This window comes from Desulfosporosinus sp. FKB (assembly GCF_002196705.1).
Classification (GTDB): domain Bacteria; phylum Bacillota; class Desulfitobacteriia; order Desulfitobacteriales; family Desulfitobacteriaceae; genus Desulfosporosinus.
Window position 1 is genome coordinate 352,266 of sequence record NZ_NADJ01000039.1, and the last position, 20,366, is coordinate 372,631.

Genomic DNA, 20,366 nt, shown 5'->3' on the forward strand with positions numbered 1-20,366 from the left:
GATATGGCTTTTTTTGCTTTCCTTTCAGGAAACCTTTGATTTTGAAAATCTTATCAGGGAGGTAAGACTATGGCATTAGAGTTATTAATGGGGAATCAGGCTATCGCTTTAGGAGCAATTCGTTCCGGAGTCGGAGTCGTTACAGGATATCCTGGTACGCCTTCAACTGAAATTCTGGAAACAGTTGCTAAGAAGAATCCCGGCATCTATGTTGAGTGGTCTGTCAATGAAAAATCGGCGTTGGAAGTCGCCGCCGGCGCTGCCTTCGCCGGATTCCGAACCATGGTAACCATGAAACAAGTTGGACTAAACGTGGCTTCAGACCCCTTAATGAGTCTGGCTTACCTGGGTATCAAAGGAGGCATGGTTATCGTCGTCGCCGATGACCCCGGTCCTATCTCTTCGCAGACAGAACAGGACACCCGGCATTTTGGCATTTTTGCGAAATTACCTGTCTTTGATCCAGCTTCTCCCGAAGAAGCCTATCTGATGATCGGGGATGCTTTTGAATACTCGGAGAAATATAATACTCCTGTGTTATTCCGCCCAACTACCAGAGTATGTCATGGTTACGCCACAGTCGATCTTGAAGAAAAGCGCTTTGAAGTTAAAGCCGAGGGTTTCATTAAAGATCCCAAGTGGGCTATTTTTCCCCGGCTTTCATATCTTAATCATTTAAAAATCGAAGCACGACAGCCTGTGCTTAGTGAGGATTTTTCGTCTTATCGCTATAATTCCGTACAGGGAAGCGGTAAAAAGGGGATTGCTGCCGGAGGAATCAGTTATGCCTATACTTGCGAAGCATTATCAAGCCTAAAGGGAGAATGCAAAGTCTTCCGCGTGGCTACACCGCATCCTTTCCCGGAGAAATTGGCCCTGGAGTTCCTGACAGGTCTTGAAGAAGTTCTCGTAATCGAAGAATTAGATCCTGTTATTGAAAAAGAGTTGGTCTATTTATGTGGAAAGCATCATTTACCTGTGAAAATCATGGGCAAGCTGACACAGCATCTACAAAATGCCGGAGAAAATTCGGTCGAATCAGTCAGTAAGGCCGTTGCTGAATTTTTACAGATCCCAATTCAGCCTGCAAAACCTTCTGAAAATATGCCCGCGCTTCCCCTCAGACCACCTGTTTTATGTGCAGGTTGTCCGCACAGAGCTTCTTTCTATGCCGTAAAACAAGCGATGAAAGGGCGAAAAGCCGTTTTCTCCGGTGACATCGGCTGCTATACGTTAGGAAATGCTAAGCCCTTGGACATGGTTGATACGTGCCTCTGCATGGGTGCCGGTATTACCATAGCCCAAGGCCTGCATCGAGCAGAACCCGATGCGGTGAATTTCGCTTTTATTGGCGACTCTACCTTTTTCCACACGGGTATACCTGGGGTCATTAATGCCGTTTACAATGAGACAGATATTGTTCTTATTATTTTAGACAACTCAACAACTGCTATGACCGGCCACCAACCCCATCCGGGAACAGGCAAAACTATGATGGGAAACATTTCCGAAAAAATTAAGATCAGCGAAGTGCTGAAAGCACTTGGCGTTAAACATATCATAACGATGAATCCTTTTAACCTCAAAGACTCTAGCGCAGCCGTCAAAGAGGCAGCCGCCAGCAAGGGTATATCCGCTGTTATCTTTAAATCCCCCTGCATTGCTGTTGCCGACCCGGCACCTGTCTATTCCGTTGACAGCGACAAATGTACAGGCTGTAAACTATGTATTAAGGAATTGGGATGTCCGGCTATTGTTAAAGATAATAATAAAGTTCGAATTGATGCTTCCTTATGTTACGGCTGTTCAATATGTGCGCAAGTCTGTCCATTTAAGGCAATCGGAGGTGCAAACTAAATGATTAATTGCATTTTAGCGGGGGTCGGCGGTCAAGGTACGGTACTTGCATCGAAACTCATTGCCCAAACGGCCATGGACAAGGGTAAAAACGTCCGCACAGCGGAAACTATAGGTATGGCACAGCGCGGCGGCTGTGTCGTCAGCCATGTTCGCATTGGTGAAGAGATTTATTCTCCTTTGGTTCCCCTCAAGTCCGCCGATGTTATTATTGGCTTTGAGCCTGCCGAAGCGGTAAGAAGCTTGCCTTATTTAAAAGAAGAAGGAATTGTCATTGTCAGCCAAAAAGATATCAAGCCGGTTACAGACTCTCTTGCCAACACGAATTATGAGGGAACAGAAATGCTTGACTACCTGAAAAACCATGTCAAACATCTGGTCATTATCGATGTTGAACCAATCTTCGCCGCCTGCGGCAGCACTAGAGTTTTAAATATCGCCCTGCTGGGGGCGGCGGCAGCTGCCGATGTATTCGATATTTCTTTGGCAGAAATAGAACAGACCATTGAAAAAAAATTACCGCAGCGATTTATTGCGATGAATCTAAAAGCATTGCATGCAGGCGCTAAAACCGCCATAAAGGAGTAATTTAAAATGATGAATCAGACCCAATTTGACGCCATTAAAAAAATGCTTGTCAAACTTTCCCGAGTCGATGGGTTTTATAAGAAAAAATTTGCAGGCATCAATCTAACGGCTATTCAGAGCCAAGAGGATTTTGAAAAGCTGCCCTTTACTGACAAAGGCGATTTAAGAGAGGCCTATCCTTTAGGACTTCAGGCAGTTCCTGACAGCGAAATTGTTCGTATTCACTCCTCTTCCGGCACGACGGGTACTCCAGTAATTATTCCCTATACAAAAAAGGATGTCGCTGATTGGGCAGAAATATTCAAACGCTGTTACGAAACTGCCGGGTTAACCAATTTAGACCGAGTCCATATCACGCCCGGGTATGGTTTATGGACTGCAGGGATAGGTTTTCAAACCGGCGCAGAACTGTTAGGTGCCATGGTTATTCCCATGGGACCTGGGAATACGGACAAGCAAATTCAAATGATGAAAGATTTAAAAAGTACGGTTTTATGTGCGACGTCTTCCTATGCTTTGCTTTTGGCAGAAGAAATTACCAAACGCAAAGTCAAAGATAAAATTCATCTTACTAAGGGCATCATTGGTTCAGAGCGTTGGGGAGAAAAAATGCGCCGCCGCATAGCCAATGAACTCGGAGTTCAGCTCTATGATATCTATGGTTTGACTGAAATCTACGGACCCGGCATAGCTATGAGCTGTGATCAAGAATGCGGTATGCATTATTGGGATGACTATTTCTATTTTGAAATTATTAATCATAATACCGGCGAACCGGTTCCTTTTGGGGAGATCGGTGAATTAGTTATTACAACTCTCCGAAAAGAAGGCGCTCCGCTCATTCGCTATCGCACACACGATCTGACGCGGTTCATACCGGGAGAATGTGCTTGTGGTTTAAAATATCCCAGGATCGATACCCTGATAGGCCGAACCGACGACATGGTTAAAGTAAAAGGCACAAATATCTTTCCGGCACAAATTGATGAAATGCTGCGGGAAGTTGAAGGGGCAAGCAGTGAATATCAGGTAATTATTGACCATTTGAATGGGAAAGATATTATGACGGTGTTCTTTGAAACGGAGAATGAAGCCGATAAACGCGTCATTGAACAGAACGTCAAGCAACATTGTAAAGCAAAAATCGGAATCACTATTGTGCCAAAGGCTGTTGCCATTGGAGAGCTTCCCCGAAGTGAGAAGAAATCCACACGTATTTTCGATAACAGATATTAAGCGATAGGCTTAGAAAAGCATGATATAAAGGGAACTTAACTTGCGCTCGCAGACACTGTCTGTGCTTTTGTTAGTCTCTGGCGAAAGCGGCGGTTTAGTTGCACTGAAGCTGAGGAAAGTCTACAACCAAAGATTATACTTTCCGATAGTACGAAATAGCCCGAGAAAATCCTAATTACTGGAAGTTCTCGGGCTTTACTTTAATCCAAGCGTAAGGCTCCCGTTTCTACAAGTGGGCGTGGTTCCCAGTTCACTCTCTAAAAATACGATCATGCATAGTTTGGCAATGTTGACAATTACCAGGACATAACGCTTATAATTATAAAGGTAAGGTTAGTAATACCTAAGAAATTTTATGCTAACAATTGACGAAAAGGGACGGTAGCTATGGAGCAAGTAGATATTGTTGTTATCGGAGCGGGAGTAGTCGGCTTAGCCGTCGCCGCGGAACTATCAAAACACTTCGCAGATCGTTCTCTGGTCTTGCTTGAGCGGCATAGCAAATTTGGGCAGGAAACCTCCAGCCGCAACAGCGAGGTCATCCATGCTGGTATTTATTATCCAACAGGAAGTCTCAAGGCAAACCTATGTGTTGAGGGCAGCCAACGCCTTTATCACTTTTGCCGGGCTTGGAATATCCCTCATCAACGAATCGGAAAATTAATTATTGCCCGAAGTGAACAGGAAATCCCAGTACTGGGCTCCCTCCTGGAACAGGGACAAAAGAACGGAGTTCATGATCTGGAACTTATCGACAACGATCAGATCGCCAGATTAGAGCCCAACATTTGCGCGGTCGCCGCCGTCTTATCTCCTTCCACCGGGATTGTTGACTCTCACCAGTTGATGTTAAGACTTGAATGGTTAGCTCTTGAACAAGGAGCCGTCATAGCCTATCAGCATAACGTCCAAGGTGTTGAACACATAGATAATGGCTTTGAGGTGACTTACCGCAATCCGGCAGACCAACTCGAAGCGCTGCGATGTCAGTGGCTCATTAACTGTGCAGGCTTAAGTTCAGATCAAATCCCTTCCTTCCTGGGAATTGACATTGATAACAGCGGATATCGCATCTATCCCTGCAAAGGAGAATATTTTAGTGTCCCGAACTCCAAATCCGCACTGGTGTCACATCTTATTTATCCGCCTCCCCTCAAGGCACTGAAGGGTTTAGGCATCCATGCGACCAAATCCTTGGATGGTCGCATGAGGTTCGGTCCCAATGCTATCTATACCGAAACGTTGGATTATGATGTCGACGAAGCACATGGCCAGGAATTTTTTAATGCCGTCACAACGTATATGCCATTCTTAGACTCTGAGGATTTCTGGCCTGATATGGCTGGCATACGCCCAAAAATCCAGGCCCCGGGTGATCCCGTTCGTGATTTCATTGTCTGTCATGAAGCCGAACGCGGTTTTGAAGGGTTAATCAACCTCATCGGCATAGAATCGCCCGGTTTAACCTCCTCTCTGACTTTGGCTGAAAAAGTAAAGGGTTTAATGTACTAATGATTTGCCAGATCAGTCAAAAAGACATTTTTTATCATAGGTGTAGCCCGCAAAATCCAAATAATTGGCTGTTTTTGCTTTCGGGCCCAATTCAACTCCCTTAAGCATCTCCTCTCTAAAGACAGGATAGCCTGTGCGATCCAGGATATAGCCGACATGTTCTTTGGGAAGAGAGCAGTCAATGTGCTTATCAATATAATCATAAAGGTTATTACACAGCCGCAGGACTGCTTCTCGTTCTGCCCATTCCAAGAATGGAGCAGCTAAACGGGGATTCTTTTTCCCGGTTCTGCCCATAACCACAACCCGATAATATTGTCCGCCCCGAGTCCAGGCACCTGTCGGACATTTCAAAACACACTCGCCGCAGCCTATACAGCGGGAAGCATCTCGTTTCACTTTATAGTTGACGATGGAAAGAGCCCCGGTAGAAACCTTGGCACAATTTTTAACACAGGCTTGACAGTTGATGCAGCGCTGGGCATCGTAAAGTGGTTCAACCTGACCGATAATGCCGATATCATGCATATGAACTTTTACGCAGTCATTGGGGCAGCCGGTGACTGCGATTTTAACGTGGGGATTATTAGGATAAATAATTTTCTCGATATCCTTAGCTAAAGCCGTCGTATCGAACACAGCATTAGTACAAACTTTATTGCCGATACAGGCTACCACATTTCGTGTCCCAGCCGCAGGATAACCCTGGGCAGGCTGCTCAAGAAGTACCCCGATATTAACTTCCAGTTCCTCAAGAAATGGTACGAGAAGAACATTAATTTCCTTCATATGCTCAAAAGGGATAGCGGGAATTTCAAAGCCTTGTCTTGTCGTGAGGTGAACTTCCCCATTGCCGAAGCGTTCAGCTATTTCCTGGATCAGCGGAAGCAGCTTTACCGGCAAATGACCTCCGGGTACCCTGAGACGCAGACAGGTAAGATTTCTGTCTTTCGTAATCCGCCAGGCATTTTTCATAACTTTTTTTGTATTAATTGTCATCTTAATCCCTCCAACTAATCCAAGAGAGTTTGCGCTTGAGCAAAATTAAATACCGGCCCTTCCAAACATACATACGTTTCGTCAATCTTGCAATGACCGCATTTGCCGAGACCGCAGGACATTTTGCGTTCAAAAGAGACCCAGATACTCTCTTTGGCTAAGCCTCTGCACAGGAATTCTTGAGCAGTGAATTTCATCATGACCGGCGGACCAACGATGATAACCCGCACATCTTCCAGGGAGGGTATCTCTACATCCGGAATCAAAGCAGTAATTAGACCTGTTCTGCGGCTGCAGGAATTGGCGATTACTTCGAGGTTTCCAAACTCATCAAGTTTATCAACAGTAACTTCAACTCTGAACGTTTGGGCCCATTTATCTAAGTCACATTTAAACAAAACGTCGTTAGGGGTTTTAAATCCGGTTAAAATATCGCACCGTTGCAAAAGCTCCGGACGAGCATAGAAGTAATTAATGACACTTTTGACAGGAGCAAGTCCTGTTCCACCTGCGGCGATAATCAAATGTTTATCGTAAAAGGACTCCAGAGGAAACCCATTCCCATAAGGGCCTCGCAGGAAAAGATAATCTCCCGGAACTAGCTTATCAATACCCCCTGTCACCTGGCCAACCCTGCGAATGGTCATTTCAATATAGCCATCCCCAAAGTCACTGATGGAAATTGGACATTCCCCGACTCCGGGAAGGGAAACTTCCATAAATTGACCAGCAATGGGTTGTATCTGGCACTCTAAACGGTAGGTCCAATCCAGTTCAGTCTGTTGATATTTAGCGAGAATTTTAGCCTTAAAGGGTAAATAGCTGTTTTTAGCCACGGTTTTCTGCCTCCTCTTTGCCCAGGCGGTCGATGCAGTGAGCCAAGGAGATATATTCGGGACAGGCATTGTCACAACGTCCGCATCCGACACACATATGAACTCCAAATCTCTGTTTAAAGTCTTTTATTTTGTGCATAACCTTGAAACGCATCCGCTCTCCATTATTACGGCGAAAGCTGTGCCCCCCGGCCATATCTGTAAAACCATCGATCTGGCAGCTGGCCCAAACCCGACGTCTCTCTCCGCACTTGGGGTTATCGTCATAGAAAATATCCTGCATTGTATAACAACTACAGCTGGGACAGACGACAGTACAGCGTCCGCAGGCAATACAGCGTGAACCATACTCCTCCCAGATAGGGTTTGCAGCCACTGATTCAAGGACCAGATTTTCCGGAACCTTAACTGATTGCTTATTACTCTCAACAAACTTAGGAGACACCTCAATCGTCTCACCATGGAAAGCAAACAGTCCTTCAATGTCTTCTTTGACATCACTTAGATAAACACCGTTCTCTAAGCGAACAGATGCGCTGTAGTTCTCAGTCTTATTTGTCCCCATACTGACACAAAAACAACTGTCAAAGCTCTCCTGACAATCCATAACAATCATCTTTAGTTTGTTTCTCAGTCTCTCATAGTAATAATCCGCAGAGGGACCGTTTTCTAACATTATTTTATCCAGACGTTCTACCGCCTGTATGTCACAAGCACGCAAGAAAACAATCATACCTTTTTCATCAACAACAGATTCACTAAAACCGTTTTCATTAAAATAGAAAAGTCTCTGAGTAACAGGATAAAAGGTTTCTTTAGGAGAAAAATAGGATTTTTGGTTAAAGACAACGTCTTCAATTTTTGAGATTTCAGCATACCCGACCAAATCGGTATCGGAAAACTTGCCTTTGCCTTTTAATAACGTCGGAGCATAGACTCGGTACTTTTCCCTCAGACTCTCAAGAAGCTGATTAAACGCCGCGGCGGTAAACCTATAGCCCAAAGTTCACACTTCCTTTGATTTCTTTTACTTCAACGTTAAGTATAAGCCCTAAACTCTTTTGTGACTGTGATTGTTATCACAAAAAACTCGCCTTAGATCTTAATCCTTTTCAAACTAAAAAGGTCTTAAAAATTAAACAGCCCGAGCAGGCTGTTAATTTAAACGAGTTTAAGTTTTATTATTATGCAAGAGATGTATAAAATTCCTTATTCAAGACTCTCGTTTAATCTTAAGCTATCAAGTGGGAGTGGTTCTCATACCTTGCTTCGGTGGGGGTAGAGTCCATCCTTCAGCGCGATAGCATTTGTTATGGGCTAGGCGCTTTCGGCGAAAGTGTCCACAGGACACTTTCGTCACCGAAGCCCCGATGTTCAGTTTTAGCTGAACGAGTTCACTCGAAACTTCCCATAACATTTTTGGCCCAATTAGAATCTTTGTAAATGGCTCTGCCAACACCAACTAAATCGGCCTTTTTCTCCCCAAGAATCGCTTCAGCGTCTTCGGCTTTAGTGATCCCACCGGTGACTATTACAGGAATTGACACTGCTGCCTTGATAGCCGCAGAATAGGGAGCAAAGTATCCGGGTTCTTGAACACCCGGAAGGGAATATCTGCACATTCCCCCCGAGATATCTAAAATGTCGACCCCGGCCTGCTCAAAAGCTGATGCAGCTTTTTGGCTGTCTTCAATGGTAAGGCCATCTTCCCTGTAATCCGTTGCCCCCATACGCAAAAGAATCGGGAAGTCGCCTACCCCCTCACGAATTGCCTTAATGATTTCCAGATGGAATTTTATTCTTCCTGTTATATCACCACCGTACTCATCAGTTCTTTTATTCGTCAGCGGGGACAAAAATTGGTTGAGGAGGTAGCCATGAGCAGAATGAATCTCTACGCCGTCAAACCCCGCCTCCTTTACCCTTATGGCAGCTTTTTGGAAATTATCAACAATTTCTTTAATTCCATCTCTATCCAGTGCTATTGGCACTGCTGCATTTTCCTTTGAAGGATTAATCACAGCTGAAGGACCAATAGGGTCCATACCGATCACTTCTTTGCTGGCGGCGCTTCCGGCATGGTTAATTTGCATCACTGTTTTGGAACCATTGTTATGGATAAGATTAGACAGCTTTTTCAGTCCGTCTATAAGAGAATCCTCAGCGACGGAAAGTTGGTTTTTACTGGCTTTTCCAGCAATAGAGACATAACTATGTTCAATGATTACCAGAGAAAGATAGCCGCCCTTAGTTTTTTCATCATAATAGTTCAAAATATCCTGGGTGATGCTCCCATCTATTCCGGATTTCGCAGTAGCCATTGGCGGCATTACTAATCTATTTTTTAAGGATAATTTACTGTTTTCTAAAGGTTGGTCTAAAAACATTATCTGGAACCTCCTTATTGTTTCTTATGTTCTCGTTATACATGATAGTTTATTAAAATAGAATGAGTTGTCAACATTAATAATGCCTCTATGTTATATCCTCTGTTAATTTATGGCCCCATATACTGCTCTTTTTGTAAACTAGTTCTCTCAATTCTTCTGGCTTATATCACTATTGGGAAAGGCGGCTCGGCAATAATGTCCACTGGACATTATTGTATCTGAAGCCCCAATGTTCAGCTTTAGCTGAACGAGTTCACTGCAAATTGAAGTTAAAAAAACTATCTAAACCTTATATAATAAGATTATAGAATCTAAAGTTTGGATTAAGGAGCTGTCCTTCGATGTCAAACATTTTTGATAAAATTGCAGAAGACAGGATTCAAGAGGCCCTTAGAAACGGTGAATTTGATAACCTTCCTTCACAGGGTAAACCTATCAACCTCGACTACTGGGCAAGTCTTCCCGCAGGAATCCGCGCCGGATATATGCTTTTAAAGAATGCAGGATTTCTTCCTGAAGAAGTACAGTTGTTAAAGGATATGGAAAAATTAAGGGAACAGATGGCAAACTGCCCTGATCAAGAAGAAAGGCTTGCTATGCAGAGGAAGCTGCAAGAGACGCAATTAAAATATAACCTAATAAACGAATATAAAAAACAAAAGAAATAATTTCTCTGCCCAAGATAATTACTACAAAGGTAATGAGCAAGCCTGATCATAAATCAATTGACATTAAATCCGTCAAAGCCAACAAAATGATTGACGAATTATCATAGATATTTTTTTAAATATGAAAAACGAAATTCGTAGACAAAGAGACATATTAACGTTAAGAGTCCACTGACCGTAAGGCTCATAACCATAGTGCTCGGAGGATGAATGCGGAGATAAATAGGACTTAAGGCTAAGAGAGTTAATAAGAAGAATTCAGCAAAGACCAGAAAAAGCTGACCCTTCCTCTTTCTGTTTTTCCCTATAAGGTACCCAAGAACCGCATAAAACGATAAGGCTGCGATAAGAAAACCTTGGCTTGGTGCTTGAAAGGGCGTAAGATTTTCGAAAAGCCGAATACTATACCCTCTGAAAATAAGACGAAACAATGAATCAATGACTGTCCCGCCCAGCCAGGCCAAAGCTAAGGGAACCATATGAGCCCATCGTTTTGTTGTAAACCGAAGTAATCCTCCCGCAATTATAAGAACTATGAAGATACAAAGATGCGTTCCCAGAGCGTTGACGAATTGCATCAGCGGCACCAGAAAATAGGGGGATGAATTGGCTAACCAAGTCACAACGAGATTATCAGAGGGGCCTACTTCATAAGCCGCAAAATCCTGGATTAAACCCATGAAGATAATAAATAGGACCAAAAATAAGAGGCCGCCGATCGTGACGACAAGACGCCGCTTGCCCAGGGACATATACCGTTCAGGCAAGTGTTGCCATTGATGATATAACCAATCTCCCAATCGTTGATGGTATCTGTATACAAAATAGAACGTTAGAACTAAGAAAGCGGCCATAAGTCCCAAAATAAAAGCATAGCGATGGATAATGGGAAGAAGCATCTTCCAGCGGCTCCCTAGCAGCCTGCCAATGATAACCCAAATTGACACCCAGAGAATGGCCCCAAGATAAGCAAAGAAAGCAAAGCTTTTGTAACTTAAACGGGTTAACCCAGCAATATAACCCGATAAATGACGAACTCCGGGGATAAAATAGCCAATGGTTAAGAGCTTGCCGCCATGCCGATGATACCATTGAAATGCTTTTTCCAAACGCTCGCTGCCAGCATGTTTTTTAAGATGGTGCATCACTTTCTGTTGAAATAATCTTCCCAGGAAATAGGCAATAGTAATACCGGTAATGCTTCCGCTTGCCGCAAATAATACCGCCAAAATAGAATTTAATTTTCCTTCGTAAGTCAAAAAGCCAATGAAAACCATTAATGTTTCATCAGGGAGAGGAATTCCCAAAATAGAAATTCCCAAAATGACATATAAACCCAGATATCCATAATGCGAAATAAAAGCTATAAGAAATTCTGAACTCATAATTGCTCCTTATGGGATTGAAGTTATTCAGGAGTTTGTAATCTGTGCCTGCGCTTTTCAAAATAGCCCCAAGCGGCCACAGTTACAATTCCTAAACTCATTAAAATAAAGCCAAAAAGAACGATAATACCCACTAGCGGGAGATTTAGAACAGAAACAAAAAGCAGAGCGAAAATGAACCACTGACTTAATGTTGGATAGTCTCGTATTTTTTCTGAAAAGTATTCCTTTCCAAGATGCTCAAGTACAGGTAGTATTCCCAATAAGACAGCTCCTGTTGCAATAATTAAAATTAAAATTGCAAACGGAATACCAATAACAGTCAGAGAAAGAGTAATAACCAGCCCCAGGATAATAAAAAATGCTGCCAACCCGATACTCAACAGTCTCAAAGGGGCAGTTGTTAGAAGGCTTTCTCCCCGTTTCAAGTGGTTACGGGATAAAAAACCTAGTCCGGTAAGCAATACAATACCTAATATACTGACGACCAAGCGCACGAGCCAAAGGCCTAAAATCATAGCAAAACCGATAAATAACTCATTCATAAACTTTGTCGTTAAACTGAGCCGGAATATACCCGTTTTGACCACGACATTGGAAGGGTTAATAACCTGCCCTCCCAAGTCGATAACGAGATCAGTCTGAGCCGTAGGTTCAAGATAGACGTCCCCATTGATGACTAAAACAATATCTTTGACGGCCCCGGCAATATGAGCGTCTGTGCCGAGAGCCAGAACAGAATCAACAAAATGTCCAGCCGGAACAGTTAACGGGGTACTGCCGCCAAATTGGGAAGACAGTTCATCAGCCAGGGCATTTCTTGGCAAGAGAAAGAGCAAAGCAAGGATTATAACGATACTGAATTTATAGCTCCGCTTCATTGGAACACCTCGTTTAACTGAAAATCATGGATTAGTTTTTTTATGACGAAGGTACTAGTGATTACGACGATCACTGAGAAAATTCCCAGAGAAAGAATGAACCATGGGGATACAGCGCTAAGCAATGTTATTAAGGACCGCCAGATTGCGGCACCGATAACATATAGCAAATAGAAAACCCTGGTAAAGGCGCGTGTAAGCAACAACAGAAGAGGACTTGAGATAAGAAGTAAAAAAATTGCAGTAAGCCATTGGTTTTTAGATGTCCTCTGTTTTTCCGCTTGAATACTTAGGATGATTTTATCTGTTAAGCCTGGTGGGACAGGGATACTTTCAATACTCAGCCTTGTTGCCTCGCATAAGGCATTAAGCTCATTTTTTAGGTTCAGGCAATGAGAACATTCCTCAAAATGAGCTTCTATATCATGGCATTCGGTCGTTGAAAGCTCATGATCAAGATATTCTGATATTCGTTCCATACATTGCTGGCATCCCATGGATAACCCTCCTTCTTTAAGTCTCATCAGACAGGATTTTTTTTAAATGTAGTCTTGCTGCATGGATTCGGGATTTAACCGTTCCTAGTGGAATCTTTAAGATAGCTGCGATCTCCTGGTAATTATAGCCTTGCCAATCGACCATCAGGACAAGTTCACGTTCCTCTGAGCTGAGCATGTTTAGGGCCTCGCGAATCTCAATTCTGATGTCTCTGGGGTTATATAAGGACGAGCTTATTGATTCAATCTGTGATTCAGGTACAATATCAAGTTTTTTAAGTTTGATTCGATCGAGACAGACAGAAGTTATGACTTTTTTAAACCAGGCAGGAAACACATGGACATCTTTAAGATGATGGATTGATCGGTATACTTTTAAAAAGATTTCCTGAGATGCATCCTCCGCCTCCGACTTATCATGGAGAAAAGCAAATGCTGTACGGTAAACGTAAGCGCTGTAGTTCTGTACAAGTCGGTTAAACGCTTCAGAATCCCCAGATAGAACCTGCTCTATCAGAGAAATGTCGAGTTCCGCCACAACATTCTCCCTTCTTCTTTCTTGATGAATTCCGCGATATCCTCCCTATATAGTTCTGATTTGAACTCTCTAATATTAAGACGACGCTCCAGAGAAAAAGTTCAGTCAAAAAAATATTTTTCAGACGTGAACTTTTAGCATCTTCTCTCGTCTTATCAATTAGACAGTTTAAACGAACGACAGGAGGATAATAGTTCGATGAATTCATTTGACCGTTTCGGCTACCATTTTATTAATCAGTGGGCGGGCCACCACCCAGTATTGGATAAACTGATGGCTTTCTTTGCCCAATATGCCTTAGAGTTATATGCTGTGTTATTTTTAATCGCTTGGTTTACTTTGGCTAAGTCCGATTCAGATCGGCGTCACGCCTTAGTCGTCGCCGGTTTTTCAGGTGTATTAGCATTGATCTTTAATGTTATCATAGGCCATTTTTTCTTCCGGCCCAGACCTTTTGTTACGCTCCCTAAGGGAACCTTTACCCAACTTATTCCTCATTCACTGGATTCATCCTTTCCGAGTGATCATACTTCGGGGAGTTTTGGTTTTGCCGCCGGATCATGGGGTAAAGCCTCTATTTGGGTAAGATGGAGTTTTACACTTTTGGCAATTATCGTAGCATTTGCCCGTATATATTGTGGCGTGCATTGGCCTACTGATGTGATTGCGGGTGTTATAATCGGCATTGCAAGTTCTAAGATTGTCTGGCTTATTAATCCGGTCTTAAAGCCCTTAACAAACTTGGGACTGCGGTTATTTCGATATGGAAGATATTCAGAAGGACATATAGAATTAGTTGGAAAGACCCGGTAATTAGATTCGAGTTGGTTAATGTAAGAATCTTATAAGGCTATTTTTTAGACCGAACCTATTTGCTAAAGGAATATCACAAGTCACCAAAAATTTAAAGAAAGGTTGTTTGTTAACCATTGAATGAAAATTCGATAAACCTGTTGCCGTTGGTTGAATTCCAATCGGTCACCTCGAATCGTCTTGAACTATTAAAACAAATCGTTAACTCAAATAAAGAATATAACCTATTGTCCAAAAGTCATGCTGAACTTACTGATGCAGAAATCCTAGAGATGTACGAATCATCTAAAAGAATCGGCGCAGTCATGAGTTATATCCTGGTTAATGGTTCCCCTGTAGGAGTGATTGATTACCTCATCGAGAATCCATCGGATAAGCTGCCTTGGCTTGGGTTATTAAGGAAAATGACCACGCTTTAAAGTTCTGGCTTAAGAGGGGATTCACCTTTTACCAGGAGAAACTAAGAGACCAATTAACAATCATGTGTTTCGAAAAAGAGCTGTAATAACACCCAGTATTTGCTGGGTACAGTAAAGCGCCTACCGTTGATAAACTACTCTGCCGCCGACTATTGTCATCTCAACTCTGAGCAGCTCATCAAGTACGACGAGATCGGCATCTTTGCCTATCTGAATAGAGCCCTTATGCTGTTCCAGATTCAACATTGATGCAGGATTTGCTGTCAGCAGCAAAATAACCTCTTCTAATTTTCGACCGGTATAATTCATCAGATTTCTTAAAGCAATTGATGTGGTAAGAGTACTTCCTGCTCGCGTGCCATCGCTGACAAGTTTGGCATCCCCGCCGCTGACCTGTACGCTGCTGACTCCAAGATTATAAAATCCATCAGGCAATCCGGCAGCCATGATGCTGTCTGTGATTGCCACAATTCTATTGAGGCCCTTTGTTTTGAGGAGCAATCTTATTATTCCCGGATGAAGATGTTTTCCATCACAAATAGCTTCGCAATAGACATCCGTCTCTAGTACAGCTCCGCAAATTCCTGGAGCATGATGATCCAATAATCTCATAGCATTAAAGGTGTGGGTCGCGCTCCTCGCTCCATTGCGAATACAAGCTAAGGCAGTCTCATAATCTGCCCCCGAATGACCAATTGAAACAATGACCCCTTTCGCCGATAGTTCTTTAACCAACTCGGGTGCTCCCTCCACTTCGGGAGAAACCGTTATATAGTTAATCAAACCTGCCGCTGACTTCTGATAGGTTTCAAACAAGGAGCTGTCGGCTTTTCGCAGCCAACGCCTATTCATTGCTCCTTTATAAGCCTCGCTGAGAAAGGGTCCCTCCAAATGAATGCCAAGGATTCGGGCCCCGTCCTTTATCTCCACTTTAGCCCGGCAAACCTGTTCTATACACTGGACGGTCCTTTCATATGTATCGGTGAGGATCGAGGCAAGCCATCCGGTTGTTCCCTGAGCGGCAAAATAACGACTGAGCCGAAGCAGATCTTTCGTCGTTGCATTGTTAATATCGACTCCATTTCCTCCGTGAGTATGAACATCAATAAAGCCGGGAACTATTCTTTTACCGGCAGCATTCCAACGGTTAAAGGCTTTATGATCAGAACTGTTCTTCTCTAAACTTACGATTTTTCCATTGATGATACCGATATCGCATTTTTCAAAATGACCATTTATTAAAACGTTACCCTTCTCAATGAGGAGATCCTGCATGAACTTAACCACCTTAATTTAACAACATTTACCGATAGCAAAAAAGCTGCTGCAAAACAAACCTATTCGGCTCATTAGGCAGCAGCTCTTGCTTTCTAAAGGATATTCTAATACTTAATAAATTTAGATCCCGGAACCCCACAGATCGGACATTTTTCCGGAACAAATTTTTCAATGTTTCCACAAACGGGGCAGAGATAATAAAAGACTTCTTCCTCCTGCTCCAAGTTATCTAAGGCTTCTTGATAGAGTTTAGCATGGGCTTCTTCAGCTTTAAGGGCATAGGAAAATGTTCTTATGGCAGCTTGGTTACCCTCTTCTTGAGCAACTTTCAAAAATTCCGGATACATAGTTTGAAATTCATAGTTCTCACCATTAACCGCATCATTTAAGTTTTCCGTAGTTGACTTAATCTTTTCGGCGACCTCAAAATGTTTTAAAGCATGAATTGTTTCTGCATCTGAGGCAGCCTTGAAAAGTTTCGCAGCATTCTTTTTCCCTTCAGACTCTGCTTTTTTGGCATAAGCGAGATATTTCCGATTGGCTTGAGATTCTCCGGCAAAAGCGCTCATCAAGTTTTCCAATGTTTTTTGGCTATTCATATATGTTCCCTCCCATTTCACTAAGCATCATAATCAACCGCTTAACATAAGGCCATTACAAAAGCATGCAAAACTATATATAGCACTACTTCTACTGTTTTATGACAACTCCTGCAGGTATCTCCAAAAATAATTACAGTTCACAGGTTATATCACCACAAATCTTGGGTAAGTTTGGCAGCCTCGTCCCTAAGCCGTTTCGTTTCCTCACTATCAATTTCATACTTGCCGTTGACAGGCCGAAGTACATCGCCTTCTCTAGCCCCAGCGGGAATATCGGATTTAGGGATATTTTCCATAGATCGTCCATCAACTTCAACGACTGCAAAATCGCCCTCAAAACGATCGATGATCATTGCCATAATATGATCCTCCCTCAACAATTTAAGGTTCCTCAATAGTACCGACTCGTTTTTCTAATCTGCAGCTTTAAGAGGCGGGGTATTCGATGGAATTGTTTCTCCGGTTTTAGTAAATGTTATGGTGTCTCCGTTGGTTGTTGCTATGATTGTTCCATCTTGATCTGTTCGATATACTTGAACCCCGGCACCCGCTAATTTTTTTAACGTCGTCTGAGCGGGATGACCATAATCATTATTAACCCCCACAGATATAACAGCATATTGCGGAGAAACTGCTTTTAGAAAAGCTTTGGAAGTTGAACTGCTGCTGCCATGGTGTCCAACTTTGAGCACTGTTGCCCTTAAATCTTCCCCGTTTTTTAACATCTCTGCCTCGGAAATAGATTCAGCATCTCCTGTTAACAAGAAGGAAACCTTACCATAAGTTAGCTTTAAAACAGCACTATAGTTGTTAAGATCTTCATAATGTTCACTATATGGTGCCAGAAATAAACCTGTGATCCCGGAAACATTGAGCTGAGTATTCGCCTTAACTCTAATTTTCTTGGCCCCGCTGTTATTGACGGAAGTCATAAAATCTTTAAAAGCTTGAGTGGTTGCCGTTCCATTGCTTAGATAAACTTGTTGGGGCGGAAAACTGCGAATGACAGCGGCAAGTCCGCCAATATGATCTTCATGGGGATGAGTGGCAACAATCGCAGTAAGTTGTTTGACTCCCTGAGATTTCAGATAACTGATAACCCCAGGTCCATCCTCAACATTTCCCCCATCAATAAGAATTGTCTGACCGTTAGGTACCATCACCAAAATACTGTCTGCCTGGCCAACATTAAGAAAATGAACCTGTAACAAGCCGCCCTGTTTTGTTTGAATGTCTGAAGGGTTTGGCTTTGTTACCGCAGGACTGCACCCGGAAAAAACCATCAAAATGAGGATAACCAAAGGGATGATAAAAAGTTTTCTGCGAGATAACAATTAAGGTAACTCCTCTCACTATTTAGTCTTTGGACTCATTTGACTCTAATTATGCTTTTCTTTTTAATCGTTTGCCTTTTAAAGTTCTTATTTAGTATAACATTTACCTTCGACAAAAAGTTTTTGCTTGTGAACTCGTTCGGCTAAAACTGAACATCGGGGCTGGTGCAACAGCCTTCAGAAAATAATATGCAAAAAAATAAAGCCCATGAGGGCGCTTTAACGCCTTTTGGGCCCCTTCTCTTACCTTATTCTAAAATGCTTGAGCAAATTGCTATTGCAAGTTTTGTTTTGCAACAGCCCCTGGAACGAACAACTGCCGCGATACCGATAGCTTCTAGGCAACTCTAAAATAGTTTATTTACCGGTATTACACACTCAGGGCCTTCATAGCTCGGCGAATTGACGTAGGGCAACACTTCGCAGGCAATCATCTGTTCTGACGGATACGGCGTCAGAAGATCCTGAACATCGTAACTGAAACTCGACTCGACATTGAGCCAGAGGGATTCCTTGTCTGCCGGCAAGATCACTGGCATACGCTGATGTATTGTCTCCATAAGCTTGTTTGACGCAGTAGTAATGATGGTACACGAGTTTATCTTCTGTCCCGACGGTGACAGCCAAGTATCCCAAAGGCCAGCAAAGGCAAAGGGTTTGCCGTCTTGCAAGGTAATCCGGTAAGGCTCCTTAATTCGTCCTGCCTTTTTCCACTCGTAGAAACCATCAGCTAAAACCAGGCAGCGTTTTTGCTCGAGGGATTTGCGAAAGCTTGGCTTTTCACTTAAAGTCTCTCCTCGAGCATTGATCATCTTGCTTCCCAAATGTTCATCCTTAGCCCAAGAAGGTATAAGGCCCCAGCGAAACATCCGGAGATAGTTGCAGTCGTTGTCTCGTACAACTACAGGAACCGGCTGAGACGGTGCTATATTGAAGCGCGGCTCAAACTCAAATTCGAGTTGGACAAAATCAAAACGTTTTTCAAGGTCTTTGACCTGGATCAAGGAAAATCGGCCGCACATCCTGACATTCAACCTTTCTAATCTAACAGGATCCTTCAATATTCTAAGGAAAGCCACATATGACTCTTGGTTAAAACTTATTTTAATCCAATCGTAAGGGGCTGTGTAAAAACTTAACTCTAAAAATCCGAAGTGGGTGGCAAATAGCCAAAGGCGTTCTCGCTTAACTTGTATAGTGGCGCGAGAACGCCTTTATTGAATGATTAGGCAAGCGAAAGTGGGGATTCAATGGGCATCCCCTTATTTAATTAGCTTAGAGAGTTCCTTGAAAAGAGGCGTCCCCGATTGCTTCAAAATATCAAAGAGCAGGGTTTCCGTATTTGAAATGACTGCTCCCATATCTGACATAAGTGATAGTCCGTTGCGGTAATTTTCTTTAGTTCTCGAGCATACGGCATCACTAGCTACAAAAACCTGGTAACCTTGAGATAATAAATCCCTTACAGTTTGAAATACGCAAACATGAGTTTCCATTCCGGTAATGATGATCTTTTTTCTTCCGAGGCCTTGGAGCGCAGAAGTCACTTCGCTGGTGCAGCCACTAAAAGTGCTCTTTTCGAAGGTTGAGGAACCATCTAGATTGCTGCTTATATCAGAAACTGTTTTCCCCAAACCCTTAGGATATTGTTCCGTTGCAATGATTGGCGCTCCAATTTTTTTCATAATCGAAATTAAGATATTCGTGTTTTGAATAACCTTTTCTCCATATTTCATCGAAGGTACCAATCGTTCTTGGATATCAATAGCCATCAACACTGCTTCTTCTCCGTTTAAACAGTACTTTTCCATTAAATCACTCCCCATTAATAGTAATAGTAACTATAAAGATTATCGCCATCTTTGGCTTCGGGGACATTCGGCCAATCCACACTGCAGGAGCATGCGTAATGAGCTGCAGTGTGGCGATAAGCTCGTCCGCTTATCGTCATTGGCCAGCGGTTCACATTAGGTATTACCTGGAGATTTGGAGGAGCACTTATATACGTTTAATTCTAACCTTACGTGCTTTCACGTCTTTTCAGTATTAACCTGCTCATAAAGTTTTATTAATATTGCGTTAATACTCAACGTATATAATTAAGGAAGGGTAGCACTCGGGAAAAGAGGTGAGGCTATTACTGCGTATTGGGTCCGAGACATCGTTACTTAAAATGAGCTGTTTATTTTAGCTTATAAAGGAGGCTGTATCAATGACCCCGCAATACAGGTATTCTCTCTTAAATACTACGGAAGCTACATATTACCTTGAAGTATCAAGGTTTAAATTTAAGAAACTCATTAAAGAAGGACATTTAAACCCCCAAATTTGGACCATCCGAAACGGAAAAGAACTTCAGTTTTTTGATCCGCTGGAATTAACTAAAGTCAAAAAGATGCTCAAAAAGGAAGGATACCACTACCTTAACGCCTAAAAAGTCAGCTCTCCTCTCTTAAAAGAATATCACAATGCAGGCTTTCCATAAATCCTGGAAGCCTGTTTTTTTTTATGATTTTTCTTAATAGTCACTCCA

At 42.7% G+C, this 20,366-nt stretch carries 22 protein-coding genes; 8 read left to right on the forward strand and 14 right to left on the reverse strand.

Going from position 1 to position 20,366, the window contains the following annotated elements; genetic code table 11:
• Positions 1 to 69 precede the first annotated feature (69 nt).
• From iorA to B5Y67_RS20375, 4 genes are all read left to right on the forward strand, one after another.
• Positions 70 to 1,857, forward strand: a complete 1,788-nt coding sequence (gene iorA / locus B5Y67_RS20360; RefSeq protein WP_088228222.1) for an indolepyruvate ferredoxin oxidoreductase subunit alpha — start codon at positions 70 to 72, stop codon at positions 1,855 to 1,857.
• Entirely contained in the window at positions 1,858 to 2,445 is a 588-nt protein-coding gene (locus B5Y67_RS20365; RefSeq protein ID WP_170932755.1) for an indolepyruvate oxidoreductase subunit beta, read from the forward strand.
• A gap of 9 nt (positions 2,446 to 2,454) precedes the next feature.
• The gene (locus tag B5Y67_RS20370; RefSeq protein ID WP_088228425.1) at positions 2,455 to 3,681 is read left to right on the forward strand and encodes a phenylacetate--CoA ligase; all 1,227 of its coding nucleotides are present in this window, start codon (positions 2,455 to 2,457) and stop codon (positions 3,679 to 3,681) included.
• A gap of 387 nt (positions 3,682 to 4,068) precedes the next feature.
• Positions 4,069 to 5,193: an NAD(P)/FAD-dependent oxidoreductase gene (locus B5Y67_RS20375; protein WP_088228223.1), complete on the forward strand. Its 1,125-nt coding sequence runs from the start codon at positions 4,069 to 4,071 to the stop codon at positions 5,191 to 5,193.
• Positions 5,194 to 5,205: 12 nt separating this feature from the next.
• Here the strand turns inward: B5Y67_RS20375 and asrC are convergent, their stop codons facing one another.
• From asrC to B5Y67_RS20395, 4 genes are all read right to left on the reverse strand, one after another.
• Positions 5,206 to 6,192 carry a sulfite reductase subunit C gene (gene asrC / locus B5Y67_RS20380; protein WP_088228224.1) on the reverse strand — a complete coding sequence of 329 codons (987 nt, stop codon included), beginning with the start codon at positions 6,190 to 6,192 and terminating at the stop codon, positions 5,206 to 5,208.
• A gap of 14 nt (positions 6,193 to 6,206) precedes the next feature.
• On the reverse strand, positions 6,207 to 7,028 hold the full coding sequence (asrB, locus tag B5Y67_RS20385) for an anaerobic sulfite reductase subunit AsrB (RefSeq protein WP_088228225.1): 822 nt from the start codon (positions 7,026 to 7,028) through the stop codon (positions 6,207 to 6,209).
• A complete protein-coding gene (gene asrA / locus B5Y67_RS20390) occupies positions 7,021 to 8,031 on the reverse strand; it encodes an anaerobic sulfite reductase subunit AsrA (RefSeq protein WP_088228226.1) in 1,011 nt (336 codons plus the stop codon). Before asrA ends, asrB begins: the two co-directional genes overlap by 8 nt.
• Positions 8,032 to 8,422: 391 nt before the next feature.
• Complete coding sequence (locus B5Y67_RS20395; protein ID WP_088228227.1) at positions 8,423 to 9,418, reverse strand: NADH:flavin oxidoreductase; 996 nt, start codon at positions 9,416 to 9,418, stop codon at positions 8,423 to 8,425.
• 341 nt (positions 9,419 to 9,759) lie between these two features.
• Here B5Y67_RS20395 and B5Y67_RS20400 point away from each other — a divergent pair, with 341 nt between their 5' ends.
• The gene (locus tag B5Y67_RS20400) at positions 9,760 to 10,086 is read left to right on the forward strand and encodes a DUF1992 domain-containing protein (RefSeq protein ID WP_088228228.1); all 327 of its coding nucleotides are present in this window, start codon (positions 9,760 to 9,762) and stop codon (positions 10,084 to 10,086) included.
• Positions 10,087 to 10,187: 101 nt separating this feature from the next.
• Here B5Y67_RS20400 and B5Y67_RS20405 read toward each other — a convergent pair whose 3' ends face one another.
• From B5Y67_RS20405 to B5Y67_RS20420, 4 genes are read right to left on the reverse strand one after another with little or no spacing between them, the layout of a single operon-like run.
• Complete coding sequence (locus tag B5Y67_RS20405) at positions 10,188 to 11,471, reverse strand: DedA family protein (protein WP_088228229.1); 1,284 nt, start codon at positions 11,469 to 11,471, stop codon at positions 10,188 to 10,190.
• A 23-nt stretch (positions 11,472 to 11,494) separates the two neighbouring features.
• Positions 11,495 to 12,352 (reverse strand): hypothetical protein, encoded by an 858-nt coding sequence (locus B5Y67_RS20410; RefSeq protein WP_088228230.1) that lies wholly within the window; start codon positions 12,350 to 12,352, stop codon positions 11,495 to 11,497.
• Positions 12,349 to 12,849 (reverse strand): zf-HC2 domain-containing protein, encoded by a 501-nt coding sequence (locus B5Y67_RS20415; RefSeq protein WP_170932756.1) that lies wholly within the window; start codon positions 12,847 to 12,849, stop codon positions 12,349 to 12,351. Before B5Y67_RS20415 ends, B5Y67_RS20410 begins: the two co-directional genes overlap by 4 nt.
• A gap of 16 nt (positions 12,850 to 12,865) precedes the next feature.
• A complete protein-coding gene (locus tag B5Y67_RS20420; RefSeq protein ID WP_170932757.1) occupies positions 12,866 to 13,387 on the reverse strand; it encodes an RNA polymerase sigma factor in 522 nt (173 codons plus the stop codon).
• A gap of 198 nt (positions 13,388 to 13,585) precedes the next feature.
• Here B5Y67_RS20420 and B5Y67_RS20425 point away from each other — a divergent pair, with 198 nt between their 5' ends.
• Complete coding sequence (locus B5Y67_RS20425; RefSeq protein WP_088228233.1) at positions 13,586 to 14,200, forward strand: undecaprenyl-diphosphatase; 615 nt, start codon at positions 13,586 to 13,588, stop codon at positions 14,198 to 14,200.
• A 116-nt stretch (positions 14,201 to 14,316) separates the two neighbouring features.
• On the forward strand, positions 14,317 to 14,619 hold the full coding sequence (locus B5Y67_RS20430; protein WP_242976057.1) for a hypothetical protein: 303 nt from the start codon (positions 14,317 to 14,319) through the stop codon (positions 14,617 to 14,619).
• A gap of 120 nt (positions 14,620 to 14,739) precedes the next feature.
• Here B5Y67_RS20430 and nagA read toward each other — a convergent pair whose 3' ends face one another.
• The 6 genes from nagA to B5Y67_RS20465 all read right to left on the reverse strand — a co-directional run bounded on the left by nagA (position 14,740) and on the right by B5Y67_RS20465 (position 19,644).
• Positions 14,740 to 15,894, reverse strand: coding sequence for an N-acetylglucosamine-6-phosphate deacetylase (nagA, locus tag B5Y67_RS20435; RefSeq protein WP_088228234.1), 1,155 nt, complete (start codon positions 15,892 to 15,894; stop codon positions 14,740 to 14,742).
• A gap of 107 nt (positions 15,895 to 16,001) precedes the next feature.
• Positions 16,002 to 16,496 (reverse strand): rubrerythrin family protein, encoded by a 495-nt coding sequence (locus B5Y67_RS20440; RefSeq protein ID WP_088228235.1) that lies wholly within the window; start codon positions 16,494 to 16,496, stop codon positions 16,002 to 16,004.
• 152 nt (positions 16,497 to 16,648) lie between these two features.
• Positions 16,649 to 16,858 (reverse strand): DUF3006 domain-containing protein, encoded by a 210-nt coding sequence (locus B5Y67_RS20445; RefSeq protein ID WP_088228236.1) that lies wholly within the window; start codon positions 16,856 to 16,858, stop codon positions 16,649 to 16,651.
• A gap of 54 nt (positions 16,859 to 16,912) precedes the next feature.
• The gene (locus tag B5Y67_RS20450) at positions 16,913 to 17,833 is read right to left on the reverse strand and encodes a ComEC/Rec2 family competence protein (protein WP_242976058.1); all 921 of its coding nucleotides are present in this window, start codon (positions 17,831 to 17,833) and stop codon (positions 16,913 to 16,915) included.
• A 347-nt stretch (positions 17,834 to 18,180) separates the two neighbouring features.
• Positions 18,181 to 18,855, reverse strand: coding sequence for an SOS response-associated peptidase (locus tag B5Y67_RS20460; protein ID WP_088228238.1), 675 nt, complete (start codon positions 18,853 to 18,855; stop codon positions 18,181 to 18,183).
• A 240-nt stretch (positions 18,856 to 19,095) separates the two neighbouring features.
• Positions 19,096 to 19,644 carry an isochorismatase family protein gene (locus B5Y67_RS20465; protein ID WP_088228239.1) on the reverse strand — a complete coding sequence of 183 codons (549 nt, stop codon included), beginning with the start codon at positions 19,642 to 19,644 and terminating at the stop codon, positions 19,096 to 19,098.
• 401 nt (positions 19,645 to 20,045) lie between these two features.
• Here B5Y67_RS20465 and B5Y67_RS20470 point away from each other — a divergent pair, with 401 nt between their 5' ends.
• Positions 20,046 to 20,267 (forward strand): hypothetical protein, encoded by a 222-nt coding sequence (locus B5Y67_RS20470; protein WP_047808549.1) that lies wholly within the window; start codon positions 20,046 to 20,048, stop codon positions 20,265 to 20,267.
• Positions 20,268 to 20,366: the final 99 nt, after the last annotated feature.